The 14,804-nt window shown below is 40.8% G+C and carries 14 protein-coding genes; 3 read left to right on the top strand and 11 right to left on the bottom strand.

Features of this window, described 5'->3' with window-relative positions; all coding sequences use genetic code 11:
• Positions 1 to 598 precede the first annotated feature (598 nt).
• From JWR87_RS03030 to pyrE, 5 genes are all read right to left on the bottom strand, one after another.
• Positions 599 to 1,324 carry a hypothetical protein gene (locus tag JWR87_RS03030; protein ID WP_297815443.1) on the bottom strand — a complete coding sequence of 242 codons (726 nt, stop codon included), beginning with the start codon at positions 1,322 to 1,324 and terminating at the stop codon, positions 599 to 601.
• Positions 1,325 to 1,450: 126 nt separating this feature from the next.
• On the bottom strand, positions 1,451 to 2,218 hold the full coding sequence (locus JWR87_RS03035; protein WP_297815447.1) for a hypothetical protein: 768 nt from the start codon (positions 2,216 to 2,218) through the stop codon (positions 1,451 to 1,453).
• Positions 2,219 to 2,334: 116 nt separating this feature from the next.
• Complete coding sequence (locus JWR87_RS03040; RefSeq protein ID WP_297815449.1) at positions 2,335 to 2,553, bottom strand: VF530 family protein; 219 nt, start codon at positions 2,551 to 2,553, stop codon at positions 2,335 to 2,337.
• Between the two features lie 132 nt (positions 2,554 to 2,685).
• On the bottom strand, positions 2,686 to 3,087 hold the full coding sequence (locus JWR87_RS03045) for a copper chaperone (protein ID WP_297815451.1): 402 nt from the start codon (positions 3,085 to 3,087) through the stop codon (positions 2,686 to 2,688).
• Positions 3,088 to 3,165: 78 nt separating this feature from the next.
• Positions 3,166 to 3,807, bottom strand: a complete 642-nt coding sequence (gene pyrE, locus JWR87_RS03050; RefSeq protein WP_297815453.1) for an orotate phosphoribosyltransferase — start codon at positions 3,805 to 3,807, stop codon at positions 3,166 to 3,168.
• An 83-nt stretch (positions 3,808 to 3,890) separates the two neighbouring features.
• Between pyrE and JWR87_RS03055 the strand changes: the two genes are divergently transcribed.
• On the top strand, positions 3,891 to 4,319 hold the full coding sequence (locus JWR87_RS03055; RefSeq protein ID WP_297815456.1) for an NUDIX domain-containing protein: 429 nt from the start codon (positions 3,891 to 3,893) through the stop codon (positions 4,317 to 4,319).
• Between the two features lie 297 nt (positions 4,320 to 4,616).
• On the opposite strand, the gene JWR87_RS03060 is transcribed toward JWR87_RS03055, so the two are convergent.
• Positions 4,617 to 5,714: an anhydro-N-acetylmuramic acid kinase gene (locus JWR87_RS03060; protein ID WP_297815458.1), complete on the bottom strand. Its 1,098-nt coding sequence runs from the start codon at positions 5,712 to 5,714 to the stop codon at positions 4,617 to 4,619.
• A gap of 83 nt (positions 5,715 to 5,797) precedes the next feature.
• On the opposite strand from JWR87_RS03060, the gene upp reads away from it, so the two are divergent.
• On the top strand, positions 5,798 to 6,448 hold the full coding sequence (gene upp, locus JWR87_RS03065) for a uracil phosphoribosyltransferase (protein ID WP_297815460.1): 651 nt from the start codon (positions 5,798 to 5,800) through the stop codon (positions 6,446 to 6,448).
• A gap of 73 nt (positions 6,449 to 6,521) precedes the next feature.
• Entirely contained in the window at positions 6,522 to 7,523 is a 1,002-nt protein-coding gene (locus tag JWR87_RS03070; protein ID WP_297815462.1) for a PorP/SprF family type IX secretion system membrane protein, read from the top strand.
• A 235-nt stretch (positions 7,524 to 7,758) separates the two neighbouring features.
• Here JWR87_RS03070 and JWR87_RS03075 read toward each other — a convergent pair whose 3' ends face one another.
• The 5 genes from JWR87_RS03075 to JWR87_RS03095 form a co-directional block, all read right to left on the bottom strand.
• On the bottom strand, positions 7,759 to 8,265 hold the full coding sequence (locus JWR87_RS03075) for a PEGA domain-containing protein (protein WP_297815464.1): 507 nt from the start codon (positions 8,263 to 8,265) through the stop codon (positions 7,759 to 7,761).
• Between the two features lie 284 nt (positions 8,266 to 8,549).
• Positions 8,550 to 9,251 carry a TVP38/TMEM64 family protein gene (locus JWR87_RS03080; RefSeq protein ID WP_297815466.1) on the bottom strand — a complete coding sequence of 234 codons (702 nt, stop codon included), beginning with the start codon at positions 9,249 to 9,251 and terminating at the stop codon, positions 8,550 to 8,552.
• A 41-nt stretch (positions 9,252 to 9,292) separates the two neighbouring features.
• Positions 9,293 to 9,739, bottom strand: a complete 447-nt coding sequence (locus tag JWR87_RS03085) for a PepSY-like domain-containing protein (RefSeq protein ID WP_297815468.1) — start codon at positions 9,737 to 9,739, stop codon at positions 9,293 to 9,295.
• 78 nt (positions 9,740 to 9,817) lie between these two features.
• Positions 9,818 to 12,949: an efflux RND transporter permease subunit gene (locus JWR87_RS03090; RefSeq protein WP_297815470.1), complete on the bottom strand. Its 3,132-nt coding sequence runs from the start codon at positions 12,947 to 12,949 to the stop codon at positions 9,818 to 9,820.
• Positions 12,949 to 14,142, bottom strand: a complete 1,194-nt coding sequence (locus JWR87_RS03095) for an efflux RND transporter periplasmic adaptor subunit (protein WP_297815472.1) — start codon at positions 14,140 to 14,142, stop codon at positions 12,949 to 12,951. The genes JWR87_RS03090 and JWR87_RS03095 overlap by 1 nt, the downstream gene beginning before the upstream one ends.
• Positions 14,143 to 14,804 lie beyond the last annotated feature (662 nt).

Below are 14,804 nucleotides of genomic sequence, written 5' to 3' on the forward strand. Positions count from 1 at the left end.
CCCAAAACACTTCCAACTGAAGTAGCCGCACTTACCAGAACTACTGCTACCAATTGTTTTGCTGTCATGGCTTCAAAAATTTTAAGTTTAGATTTAATTACAATGCAATCTTACCATCCACTTCTGAAGCGATTCTGAGGAAATTTGCAAACTTGATGTTAAACGAAAGAGGAAGCGTGGGTACAGAACAAAAAGAGGGATTTAAAGCTTTTTTGGTACTGGCCTTTGTATTTCAATTGTTCATCGTTGCGTCGCATTTCGTTCGTCGGAAAATCTTTGTGTAGCTTCAGTTTCAATTAAAAGAAGCCCCGAAAAAGCTTTACGATGTAATGAGGAAAGCTGTAATTCGTTAAATGAACCATTAAAACTGTTTAAATAATATTCGCTCCTGCAACAGTTCTTGCATAAGCGACATCAGCGGGTTGGGTGCCAAGCGAAGCGACGGCATTCCGACACATGCGAAGCAGTGTCGGAAACAAGCCGGTGGAGTCGCGTTGCAAGAACGAAGCCCAGCGGCTTGAGCTCTGCCGTGAGTTTGAGCAAGTTTTGAAAAAAGGCTTAAATGCATGCCCATTCTACATAACTAGAATAAAAGCTTCTACTTCCCAGCAGTGGCTTTATAAAGCTTCAACTTGTCATTGATATAATACAGCACATCTTCATTTGATGGATGCCGCCTCAACCATTCGAAGGAAGGAGTATATAAGCTCATGAAATCTTTTAGCTTATCACCTTTATAGCCTGTAAAATAAGCAACCAGGTTTGGGGAAAAACGGTAATTGATGTATTCCATCTTTTCAAGCAAAGAAAAAGTTCTTGTCTCTGAACCCTGGTTTCTGTACTTCTTTTTAAAAACCTTATCGAGATTAAACGTAAGGCCAAAGCCAGAAGGATGGTCTGAAGAAAGCGTTTTCTGAACAGTTCCCCTGCTTTCGTCAAAATCTTTCTTTCTCGCAATACTATCCAGCTGGTACCTCGAATACTGTCCTTTCACAGTAACCGACGGAAGCACATTTCCCGAAAAGGATAAATAAATAGTGATGGTATCTGTAAACATCAAAGAATACTTCAGCGTATCAAAACGATAAGATTTGGCAGAAGCATAGATAAAATCGTTAGGCCCTGCTTCTATTTTAAAATATCCGTTGTTATTAGATTTAACAGTTTTACTAATTGTACTATTGGTAATAGTTCCGTTTCCAATGGGGAAAAGCGTAGTACTGTCACGCAACAATCCATCTATCATTTTTCTCTGGGCAGAACCAGCAACAGTAATTAAAATTAAAATAACAGGCGCAACCAGCCTTCTAAGTATTGATTTCACTTTCTAAAATTAATTTATGCAATTAAAATAAATGGTTAAAGTAGCTATGTCGGCCTTTATGGAGAAACGAGCAGAAAAGGCAGTCTAACAGAAGCGATTAGTTTTAGCACGAAACCATAAAGCACTTTATGGCACCGGCAACTTTCTTAAATGTTTAAACCTTTTATGCTTAATAAACCCGTTAACATTATTGTATCCATCTACCGAAGCAATGCTAACGTAGCTCCACTTTCTTGAAGTATATAGAATAGAGACAAGCAAGCCTGGCTTCAACTCCGCTATAAGAGGTGCATCAGCAACGGGTGCCGTTCTTAGATCAATTCTTTTTTGTACAACATGTACATTCCTTTTCTTTTCTTCAGCGGCTTTTTCAGCTACACTTTTTATCCACGTTGTTTGCAAAATAGAATCAGGAACAATCAATCTTAAAGACGCGGTAATCTGACGAGAAAAGTTTGTTGTTGCGGCTACCGCTATACCTGCAGCGCCGTTTTTCGTGCCTGTATCACTTTCATTGGCAGTGCTCGGAGAAAAATCGGTCTTTATCATTCCAGGTTCCGACACCTGTATCAGCGCAGCACCTTTATACTCTTGTAACCTTCCAGTTACCTGCACTACTTTATTTAAAAAAAAAATTTCTGGAGGCGACGGAAATTTTCCCCTGTCTTCTGGCTCTATTCTTATCATTAAGCGGTGAGAAGGATTAGTATCGCCCAGGTTTAAAAAAGTTGGTTTTGTTTTTACATGTACCAGAAACGCTCCTCCATATATTTTTCCTAACACAACCACTGTATCTCCCACATTACTCAGAAAGTTTTCGGTTAATGGCTTTTGTTGAGAAAATACAGAATTAAAACAAAGTATAATGGTAACAATTAAAACTACTTTCTTCATGAATAAAAAAAATTATAATCCCTATAGGAGAACTACCAGGTAAATATTGTGTTGGAAATACAAACTTCTTGTAATTATACCGTAATGTGAGAAAAGAGATACAACTTTTCGCTTTCTCACTTCTGGCCGATAGACCTAACGTACAAATCTTCCACCTTTTTTCGGGCCCAACCAGTTTTTCTAAGAAAGGTCAGACTCGACTTTATGCTGGGATCACTATTAAAACAGTTGATCTTAATAATCTGACCTAAGTCTTTCCATCCGTAGAAGTCGACTAATTCAGTCAAAATCATTTCCAGTGTTTTACCGTGTAAGGGATCTGTAGAAGTGCTCATGTGGCAAAAGAAGAAAATAAATTGTTTGGAGAATAGATGTCAGGAAAACTTTTACTGTTTTAAAAACAAAAAACCGGTTACTTGTATAACCGGACAAATTTTGTATGATGATTATAAAATCTTCAGCAGTTTTTAAAAAGGCTGCATATGGCACGGCTTACCTTTTTGCGGTCCGCCGCCTTCTTCTACTCTTTTACAAGCAGGTGGAAGTTTTTTATAACTGTCTGGTTCTGCCTTAATATCATCTGCATCGAAACCGGCATTTGCAAAAGCTGTTTGGATGTAATTTAGATTAACCCTGTCAGGCCAATATTGAACACGGGTGGTTCCACTGAGCAAATTAATTTGTGTTTTAATAATACCGCTTTCCGTTTGAGCAATTTCGCGCGCCATATAGTCCTCCAACCTTTTCTTGCATTCCCAACATCTCAGACTCGGAGTTTTTATTGTGGCCCATTCCGGCTTACGATTCTGAGCAAAAGTTGCAACCGAAAATCCTACCAGGATGACGGCTAAGAGCAGCATTCTTTTCATATTATATCTTGTATTTAATGTAATGTTTTAGAGTAAGTGTTCAATAAGCCAATGCAGCAAATAAGACTGGGCTCTCCACTAAACAGCGGGCACTCCTTTCCAGTTTGCAGGATCTTTTCGCCATTGCAATAATAGAGTTTCTGACCCGGATTCTATTTTACCCTTCTCTAAACCAATGTTAATTAATGTAGCGTAATCAGTTAAAGACTGGTATTCAACTCCGGCATCTGTAAAATTTTTATTTGCTTCGTCAAATCCGTACGAAAATATCGACACCATCCCTACAATGTCTACTCCTGCTTTTCTTAAAACATCTACCACCTGCAGGCTACTTTTACCAGTAGAAATTAAATCTTCGACAACTACGGTTTTCTGACCTGGTTGAAATGCACCTTCAATTTGATTGGCCAGTCCATGCTCTTTGGGTTTAGGCCTGACATATATAAAAGGTAGTTTCAACTGGTCTGCTGCCATAGCGCCCCATGCTATCCCAGCGGTTGCTACACCCGCTATTAAATCTGCATCAGGATATTTTTCAAATATAACGTTGCACATCTCACTCTTAATATACTCCCTGATGTATGGAAAAGACAAAATTTTCCTGTTGTCACAATAGATCGGGCTTTTCCAACCACTCGCCCAGGTATAAGGATCATGAGGCCTTAATTGAACTGCCCCGGTTTGTAATAATTTTTCAGCTACACCATTTTTATTAGTCATCACACGAAGTTAGTGCTAAAGCTAATTGAGATAGTATGCCTAACTATATGGCCGGTTTTTGTTTCTTTGCTTAAAATATTTTTATGGCAGTTAAGATTACAGCCGGCGGCGGAATAGTAAGCAATGAACGAAGTGAAGTTTTATTTCAATTGCGAAGAGGAAAATGGGATTTACCAAAAGGCAAGCTTGAAGACGGCGAAAAAATAGAAGACTGTGCTGTAAGGGAAGTTGAAGAAGAAACCGGCTTGAAAAATATTCAGCTGGGTGAACTGGTGGGCGTAACAACCCATTACTATCAGGAAAAAGGCAAGGAAATAGAAAAAGAAACACATTGGTTTGAAATGAAAGTTGCAGGCAACCAGGAACTGGTTCCACAATTAGAAGAAGATATCACAGAACTGAAATGGGTTGCTGAAAGTGATGTAAGCGACTTTTTAAACAATAGCTTTCAGAATATCGAAGAGATCTTAAAGAAGTATTATAATAGACTAAAACGGGCTCAAAAAGCTTAGCACTAAACAAGACTGCTTTAACACAAATAGATAAGGTGTACATTCTGTTATTAGCGGGTATTTATTTCTTATTCTGCCGAAGCTCTTTAATCAGCATTGTTGTGTCACTCACTTGTACCATTTTCTGCTTTTCAGCTTATGAAGAGATGTGGTATTTTTTAAAAAAGTGTAATAGAAGTACGTAAGACGAACGAAATGCGACGCAACAAATGATTCATCGGAGTTGTAAGGCTTGTACTAAAAAAAACAAATACGTTGTAAGTTCAGTTCCGATTGGTGTTACCTACACAATTTCATCTAAGCCTCTTGTCCTATCCATACCGCTCCGCCAATGCTACTTCGGCTTGCGCCGGTCACCGTATCCAGGACGTTATATTCTTCGCGCCATCTCAATACACCAATTAAAGCCATTATCAATGCTTCCTTATAATTAATCAACATTGCATCTGGCACTACCACCCCGATGTTGAAAGCCTTAAGTGTTTGAGTAAGACGTTGTACAAGAAAAGTATTGAAAGCACCGCCGCCTGTTGCCAGTAGTTTATTAGTAGCTGCATCTGGATTAACTCCAACCTTTTGTACAGCGTAGCCAATTTGCATTACCACATGCTCCACATAAGTTCTCAGCTTATCGCTTGTTGATATATCAAAATCATTGACAAGTGGAAAAACTTCATCGGTACCAAAAGTATTTGCGAGCGATTTAGGATAAGGAAGCGAGTAGTAGTTCAATGTATTTAGTCTCGTCAACAAAGGAGTGTACACCCTTCCAGCTGCAGCAATAGCACCACCATCATCAAATTCTTTCCCTTCAGCTTTTGCCAGCATATTGAGAACGCGGTTGGCAGCACAAATATCAAACGCTATGTATCCGTTTGGACTTTTATAAGACAAATTTGCAATTCCGCCAAGGTTCAGAAAGTAAGTGTAGTCATCCAATAACAATTTCTCACCGATGGGAACGATAGGCGCACCTTGTCCTCCAAATGCAACATCCATAGCGCGCAAATCGCTTACTACATTTATCTGCGTTGTAGCCGCAATAGCTGCCCCGTCTCCCAACTGTGCTGTCATTCCTTCTAAGGGAGAATGAAATGTGGTATGTCCGTGTGACGATATCAACTGAATTTTGTGATGAAGATCAAAGTCGTCTATAAAAGCGTTTACCTGCTCGCCAATATATTTGCCGTAGCCGGTATGCAACAATAGATAATCATAGGCTGAAAGCGCTGTTGGGTTTTGAAGTTTTTGAAACCATTCAATAGGGTAAGGAAGACATCTTGCCGCCTTAATTTCATAGCTCCATTTTCTGCCTGTTTCTTCAAATTCGACAAAAGCAATATCTAAGCCGTCAAGCGATGAACCGCTCATGATTCCTATAACTCGGTAAAACATTTATATTTAAGATTTTAGTAGCGGGATGAGGGATTTGCTGTAATTTTCGAGCGCAATCTACAATTGAAATCTGCAATTTTATTATGGTAATTAATTTAAGTGAACAGCATAGTTTGGTAAGCAACTGGGTAGGTGAATTGAGAAGCTCAGAAATACAGACCGACAGAATGCGATTTAGGCGCAATCTTGAAAGAATAGCAGAAGTGGCTGCATACGAAATAAGCCAGCAGTTAGAATGGGAGGAAGTTGAAATACAAACACCACTAGGAATTGCTAACTGCAAAAGACTAAAAGAGCAGCCGGTCCTGGCCACGATATTAAGGGCGGGATTACCAATGCATACAGGTATGCTGAATTATTTCGACCGTGCTGATAATGCATTTATATCGGCATACCGCAAGCATAAGCACGACGGAAGTTTTGAGATCAACCTGGAGTATATGAGCTGTCCCCCGCTTGAAGGGAGGATCGTAATCATCAGCGATCCAATGTTGGCAACAGGTTCGTCGCTTGTAAAAACAATACAGTTTATGAAAAATGAAGGTGCTCCGGCGCAAATACATGTAGTGACGGCGATAGCATGTACCGTAGGGATTGAGTTTGTGCAAAGGGAGGAACCTGAGGTGAAAATTTGGTGTGGTGAAATAGATGACGAACTGACTGCAAAGGGATATATCGTTCCAGGTATGGGCGATGCCGGTGATCTTGCATTTGGTACAAAAATGCAAATGTAATTACAGTAAAATATTGGGTTAAAGCAACAAGTTGTACATTAGATATGTCTACTAGAACAGTTAACTACCATTGATGCCAAAAATTTTTTTCCTATTGATTTTTGTTTGCTCCCTATGTAGAGTAGAGGCACAAGACCCTCACTTTTCCCAATTCTTTGCCTCGCCTCTCACATTAAACCCTGCTTTAACGGGCAAGTTTGACGGAGACCTTCGTGTTACAGGAAACTATAGAAACCAATGGCCCACAATAAACCGTGCATTTACTACTACTACCGTTTCTGCTGATATGCCTATTATGCGCAACCACATTTCTTCAACCGATACCTGGGGGTTAGGGGTAATGGGTTTTTCTGACCAAAGCGCCAATAGCGCCTTAAAGTTCAACTACCTGTCTGTATCAACGGCTTTTCATAAGGGTTTGGACGAAGACGGATTTTCGCAAATTGGAGCAGGGTTCCAGGCGACTTACAGCAATATGCTGCTAAATGTTTCTGACCTTAAATTTGAAGATCAACTTACTCCTTTTGGTTTTACCGGAACAACCTCTGAAGTATTCAGTAACTCCACTCTAAAAAACAGCTATTTTGACCTGAATGCAGGAGTGCTTTACAGTGGAAGTACGACGGACAAAAATAATTTTTATGCTGGTATTTCCATGTACCACATTACAAGGCCAAAACAATACTTTACCGGCACTTTCTTTCTGCTAAACCCCAGAACTACCTTTCACGGCGGGGGCTATTTTCCGGCTGGAAACAGCGGCACCATTCACTTAAGTGCGCTGTACAGCATGCAGGCAGGTGCACACGAAACTGTTCTTGGCGGAGCTTATGAAGTGCCCTTTGCAGAAGGCGACAAACCGACGAGTATATATTTTGGAGGATGGGCACGATTAAACGACGCATTAATTCCCTATATCGGCCTTGAGTTTAGCGATTTTCGTCTTGGAGCTACTTACGATGTAAATACCTCGTCCTTAAAGGCAGCATCGCAGTCCAGAGGTGGAATAGAAATTTCCCTTATATACATTAAAAAGACTCCAGGCAGCCGGGGATTACCCTGCCCAAAGTTTTAGAAGTAGGATAACCTGATTTTGGCAACGGCGCAAATTGTTTTAAACCTTCTATAATTTTAGTTGGCTTGTTCAATCCTGGCATTTCAAGCAGCCCCGTTGTGTCACTAGTTGTGCGAGTAGGGCGAATAATGAACAACTTATTCGTAGTTTACTTTTTTAGGCCGGACAATTCACCACAAAGCCTTAGAAGAGACGACTTCTAAGGCTTTGTACTTTCTATTAAGGTGGCTATCTCTTACTTAACCCTTACAAGGTGTGATCTCAATTCCGTTGAGATATCCTTTATGTCGACAATATTTAAAGTCGGAGTAGTAGAAATGGCCGCAATTGATTTAACTAAAATTTCATCTATTACCGGATCCTGAATTTTCCACATAGCACCTGTAGCTGGGTCAATAATTAGCATACCGACTACACCTCCTAATAATAAGTTTCCAAAGTACCAGCCATTTAGCTTGAAGTTAATTGGAACAACCTTTTCACCAAAGCCTGTCGATGATAGTTTTACCTGGTATTCTGCTTTAGAAAAGAAGCCAGCTCCAGATTTTAAAGTTACGGTAGCAGGACTCTGCCCCTTATAAACTTCTTTACCCTTTTTATCGGTTATGCTAACTGTTGCCCCGACAGGGTTTGTACGAATGGAAACGGGATAAGAGGATTTACTTACAATTGAAGCGCAACCTGAAAGTAAAACGACTGCCATCAGCGCTAACACAGTCGGCTTTAAAAAAATTCTTCTCATTTTTTTTTAGTTTTACACCTACTCCTTTAATTAGTTTTGGTTTTAATTTATTAACGTCTGTGTTATAAGGAATATTGTAAATCTGAGAGAATTTTTAATTTAAGTACGAACCTATATCCTACTTCTTTTTCATATATTATTAGCAGAGGTTTCTTAATCCGGAAGATGTTCTATTGCAACAATTAACAAAGTCTTTCAACGGCAATTCTGCTGCAGGCTTTTCTGTTTTCCAGGTATATCTTCTATGTATTTGTGCACTATTTAGTCTACATCCCCAGGTTGTGCTATTTGCTTTGGCTAAGCTTTTTTTTACGCTGTTTTTGGTAAATAGTATAGATAATAAACCCTGCAATTGCTGTAATTGAAATCCAAATCAAACCTATTTTAAGTCGTTCCCAGTCTTCGCCTAGCCACGCCAGTAAGATGGTTAACGGAAGTATACCAATAAATGTGGCTGCAATAAATTTAAAGTAATTCATGTTTGCCACACCGGCAATAAAGCTAATGGCATCGTTGCTTGAGACGGGGGTTAACCTGATTAATATAACCGCCTTGTATCCATGTTTGTCAATCAGCCTGCGGACTTTGTCGCTTGTTTTCTGTCCCATTAATTTTTCGGCTGCCTCTTTGCCCACCAGCTTACCTATAAAGTATCCAACAGTAGAAGCGCCAAAAAGACCAGCCAACGCAATTAAAGAACCCCATATTGGACCATAACATAAAATGGCGACCAGCATTAAAAACACTGTGCTGACAACTATCAAAAATAGCTGCACAATCATGGCTACAATAATGATGAACGGACCCCAAAAGCCAAAGCTATCAACCCATGTTTTTATCCTTTGCTTGTCGCCGCTTGTAATTATTTCGAAAGCATTTTTTGAAAATTCCCTGAAGGGCGGAAAAATGAACCAGCACAATACTACAAATACAATAGTTGCAATAGAGATTACCAGGGGTAATTTGCTGCTTTTTTCTTTAGGCATGTACTTTCAAAGTTTCTTTGTAATTACCTGATAGGACGATGTTAATCCTTGTCTTCTTCTTTTACGTCCTTACTCAATAAAAAGTTTCCATTTGCATCAAATATTAAGTCGGTTTTTTTTACTTCTGCTTCAAAATTTATCTCGCCATTCGCCTTTGTAATTTTTGCTGTTTCGTCAATCTTTTCGTCTTTATAGTTTTGAGAGATATAGGTTAACGCAGCGGCAGGCAATTCTTCTTTTTTTATCTCAATTTCCGTTTCCTCTGCTACTCCTGCTGCCGAAAATACAGTGCTCATTTCTTTGTCATTTTGTTCATAAGACGCTTCAAACTTGCCTTCCTCGTTATTCCATTCAACCTCTTTTGCCTCGGGAAACTGTTTTTTAAACGCTTCCTTAACAGAGGCAGGCACATCCTTTTCTTTCAACTCGTGCTCATTACAGCAAACAACTGTAGTAGACAAAACAATCAATACAAGGAGATTTTTCATTTTTTAAAATTTATGGTTATTCAATACAATAAATTGAAACAGGGTGGATTGTTGAAAACCCGAACTATAGCTTCCTTCTTATTCCAACACAATATCATCCTCATTCACCTTTGCTTCCCCCAGTCTCTTCCTATCCTTTCCAAACCTCCAATAAATCAAAGGCAGAAAAAACAGGTTCAAAATAGTAGAGGTTATCAGTCCTCCTACGATTACAATGGCCATCGGGTATTCTATTTCATGCCCTGGTTTGTTTCCGCCAATAATAATTGGCATCAAGGCAAGCGCTGCAGCTATCGCCGTCATTAATATTGGTGTCATCCGTTCCATTGCGCCCCGTACAATCATGTGCAGGTTAAACGTTTCGCCTTCTTCTGTTTCTAAGTGCCGGTAATGACTGATAAGCATGATTGCATTTCGTGCGGCTATACCTATTACCGTAACAAAACCTACCAATGAACCTAATGACAATACGCCTCCTGAAATCCATGCTGCTATAATACATCCTGACAATGCAAAGGGAAGGCTTAATAAAATAAGTGAAGCAATCCGGTATGATTTAAAATCTGCATAAAGAATAAGATAAATGCCTAACAGCGACAATAACATCAAGCTATACAAACGCGATTGGGATTTTTGACGCTCTGCATACTCCCCTAATATTTCAGGATGATAACCTGCGTCCCACGTTACACCTTTCAGTTGTGCATTTATATCTTTTGCCACCGCACCTAAGTCTCTACCTTTTGTATTACAGGTTACATCTATTCTTCTCGATGATTGTTCTCTCGTTATTTCATTTGGTGTTGGTGCAACATACACTTCAGCCACATCTTTTAAAGGAACCCTGCCACCATTTGGAATATCAATCAATAAATTCCTGATGTTTTCAATGCTTCCCCGCTGGTCATCAGTTCCCCATACCACTACGTCAAAAATCTTTTGGTCCTCGTATATTTCACCAACCTTGGTTCCGTTTACCAATGTGTTAATGGCACTTCTAACCTGGGTGGCAGATATGCCAAACCTTGCAGCATGATCAGCATTAAACTTTACTGCCAGCTGCGGAACCAGGGTTTGAGGTTGCACTTTCAAATCACTCACACCATCTACTTTCTCTAAAACTTTTCCAACTTCCTTTGCCTTGTTTTGCAACACAGCCAAATCGCTTCCATAAATGCGTACAACAATGCTTGCACTCGTACCTGTCAATACTTCCTTCACTCTTTCCCGTAGGTAGGTAAGCACATCACGATACAAGCCAGGATATCCATCCACTACCTCCTGTATCTTACCAACCGTTTCTTCATAGTCCACTTTAGGGTCGACACTTATCCAGTTCTCTGTAAAGTTTGGACCGACTACTTCATCCGCAACTTCTGCACGACCAATGTGTGCACCAAAATTCCTTACACCGGGGATAGCTCTCAACTCGTTACTTGCCCGTTGTGTAATGCGTGTCATCGCTTCCAGTGAGGTTCCCGGCTTTTCCACCCAATGCATTAAAAAATCATATTCTTTAAAGTGCGGTAAGAACTCTTCACCCAATAAAAACGAACTGCCAAAAGCCAGCAACACTGTAGTGACAACTATTGCAAATGCTCTCTTTGGCTTTGCAATAATGCGATGCAAGAACCTGTCATACTTTGGCTTTAAATACCGTACAGGCCTTGGTTCTTTCTCTGGTTCGGCAGCATTTGCTTTTGAATATCTATTCTTCAAAAGTATCAGTGACAAAGCAGGTGTTAGCGTTAATGCAACAAACAATGAAGCCATAATTGCAAGCATATAACTCAACGCCAGCGGCTGAAAGAATGAACCGGAGATACCAGGTAAAAAGAACACAGGCATTAATACCAATGCTACAATCATGCTTCCGTACACAACTGCACTTCTAACTTCCATCGATGCTTTGAACACCACTTGTATAGCGGGCAATGGTACTGCCAACAGCGCATTATGCTTTAATCGCCGTACAATATTTTCAACGTCAATAATCGCATCATCCACCACTTCACCCAATGCAATTACTAATCCTGCAAGCACCATCGTATCTATCGTTCCACCTCTGTAGTCTAATACAATCATTGCTATTACAAGCGATAATGGTATAGCCAACACACTTATCAAAGCTGTACGCCAGTCTTTTAAAAAGAAGAATAAAACAATGATGACGAGAATACAGCCAATTAGCAATGCCTGGTTTAAGTTATGCAACGACATCTCGATAAAAGTTGCGGGGCGAAAGATGGTACTATCAAACACCATCCCTTTCATACCGGGTTTCATCTCTTCCAAAACCTGTTCCACCTGTCGTGTTACTTCCAGTGAGTTTGCCTGTGGTTGCTTTTCAACAATCAACAAAAGTCCGGGACCATCGTTAATAACAGCATCACCTATCGGGGCTCTAAAACCTTCTGTTACTTCAGCCAGCTCGCCTAAACGAACAGGTAATCCATTTTTTATGTTTGTGGTTACGGTAATTTTTGCAAGGTCTTCAGCGTGGTAAATTGTTGGAAGATGCGATACAGCCATCCGTTGATTTGGCATATCAACAAAGCCACCGCCAAACTGCTGCACAGCATCGCGAACAGCAGTAACTACCTGCGCCAATTGCAGGTTATTCGAGAACAGTCTTTCAGGATTAACCTTCACTTGTAACTGCCTGTCCCGTTGACCCCAGATGGCAACATTCGCTACACCTTTTACAGCCATCAGCCTTGGTCGTAATGTCCACCGTACCTGCGTGGTCATATCCATTTGGCTCATCGTCTTCGAACTAACTCCAATCTTCAATACCCTGCTGGTAGAAGACAATGGGGTTAGCATAACCGGTGGACGAGCAACGGCAGGCAATTGTGTTGCCACACGTGTAAGCCTTTCCTGTACCAGTTGCCTTGCTTCCACTACACCTGTTCCTTTATCGAAGTCGAGCACAATAGAGGCAAGACCTAAAACAGATTTAGAACGAAGCCTTGTGGTCTTTGGTGTACCATTCAATGCGTTCTCAATAGGAACAGCAATCAGCGCTTCTACTTCAGCAGTTGATAATCCAGGAGCTTCCACTTGTATCTCCACATAAGGCGGAGCAAATTCGGGAAACACGTCGAACGCCGCGTTCTTTATAATGTTGTAGCCTACTACCATGAGCAAGCCCATCAGTATAACAATAACAACTCTTAACCTCAATGATGTTGCAACTAACCACTTCATTATTTACCTCCTCCAAATTCTGTCCCGAACAATTCAGCAGCACCATCGGTTACTACTTTGGTGCCAATTGCAAGACCTTGTTGTAAAATTGCCATTCCGTTTGCTACACGCGATACGTTTACTCTGCGTCTTATAAAAGTTCGTGGAGCCGTGTTTTCATACACCCATGTGCCTCCACTAATGTCGTATAGTATTGCTGAGTAAGGAACCACCAATGCCGATTGTGTTCCCTTGTAAGGAAGTGTAACACTTATTCTTTGTCCTGGTCTAAAGTTGCCTTTACTATTATCAACTTCATAGTATAAATCAATTGATGTAGACAACGGGTCGCTTGTTTGCGGACCTGTTACAGGGCGAGCCACAACAGCATTGTCTGATGAACCGGCATCTGATAAGCCACGTACAAAAGCATTTTCACGTGCATTAATCTGAGCCTCATCACCTGCATAAACAGGAACCCGTATCCATAAAGTTTGCAGCGAAACAATATCAACAATAGGTGCTGCTGTTGCCAATACTTGTGAAGTGCTGCTATACACTTTTTGTATCACACCACTTATCGGGGCTTCCAAATTTAATGTGCTCATTCGGTCAGCCAAAGCCTGCGACGTATTGCCTTTCAATAACTGCAACCTGTTACGTGCAACTCTCAATTGCGCAGCAATGCCCGCAAGTTCTGCTTCTGCTTCCTGCTTGGCACGTAAGCTTCCCGCCTGTTCTTCAAATAACAAGGTGTTACGTTTTACCTTTTCCACCGCTGTGTTATATTGAATTTCTCTTTGCGTAACATCGGCCTGCACACTCAATAGATCTCTTTCCGATGGAAGTATAACCAATCGTGCAATCTGTTGCCCTTTCGTTACCTGTTGCCCCGGCGCTAGCTGAGTACCATTTCTAGAAGCCATTAGCTGACCTGCAACGGGTGCAGTCACCGTAATAATTTTGCCGGGAGTAGCCACCACCTCGCCACTAAATGCACGGCTGTTACCAACAAACTGGTCAACAACTTCAAAGGTTTTTATACCCAGTCGTTCCACCGCCTTATCAGTCAGTGAAATCGTATTCAGGTCGCCCTCCTTTACAGGATTACTTTGCGTAGCAGGCGGCTTTGGCTTCTCCTCCTTCTTGCCCCCGCACGAAGCAACAATCCCCAGGCAGGTAATTAAAAATATGTTTCGAAAAAGATGCTTCATTTATTTATCCGTTTTTATTAGTGGTCGTTATATTTTCTTTTGTTACCAACATCCTATCATCTATCAACATCGTTGTGTCACTCCCTTGTACTTGTATCGCTTTATTCAGCGTGGTCTTTTTCACCCAAAGGCGCTAAGTAAGCAAAGGCGCAAAGTTTGAGTTGTATTTTTCCCTCTTAGCGTTCCCCCGTGTTTCTTCCTCTGCGCGCTCTGCGGTTTAAAAATTTACCACAGAGAAATACAAGAGTTTAGCACAGAGAACACGGAGCCTAAGCGAAACATCTTTCTTCTTTGCGTCTTTGCGTTGTATTCCTTTGCGTCTTTGCGTGCAAAACTTCTCGGTCATTGCGAGGCACGAAGCAATCTGCTCTTATTTATACAATGTTTCGAAAAGAAAAAAGCCTCTCAATATTTTGTCAACTATCCTCCATTCCAGCAGCAGATTGCTTCGTCGTGCCTCCTCGCAATGACGTTATGCTGTACAAGAGTGCGACGCAACAAAAGCCTCATAGATATTCTAACCTCTGCTACCAAAATCTTCTATTGCACCTTCTTGCCGATCACAAAATTCAACTGGCTGATTGACCTTCGTAACTCCGCCTGTATCTCTGCCTTGCGCAACCGGCCAGTTACCAACTGCCGCATGGCTTCAAGAACGGGGA

Source organism: Segetibacter sp. (assembly GCF_025963695.1).
In the GTDB taxonomy this organism is placed as follows: domain Bacteria; phylum Bacteroidota; class Bacteroidia; order Chitinophagales; family Chitinophagaceae; genus Segetibacter.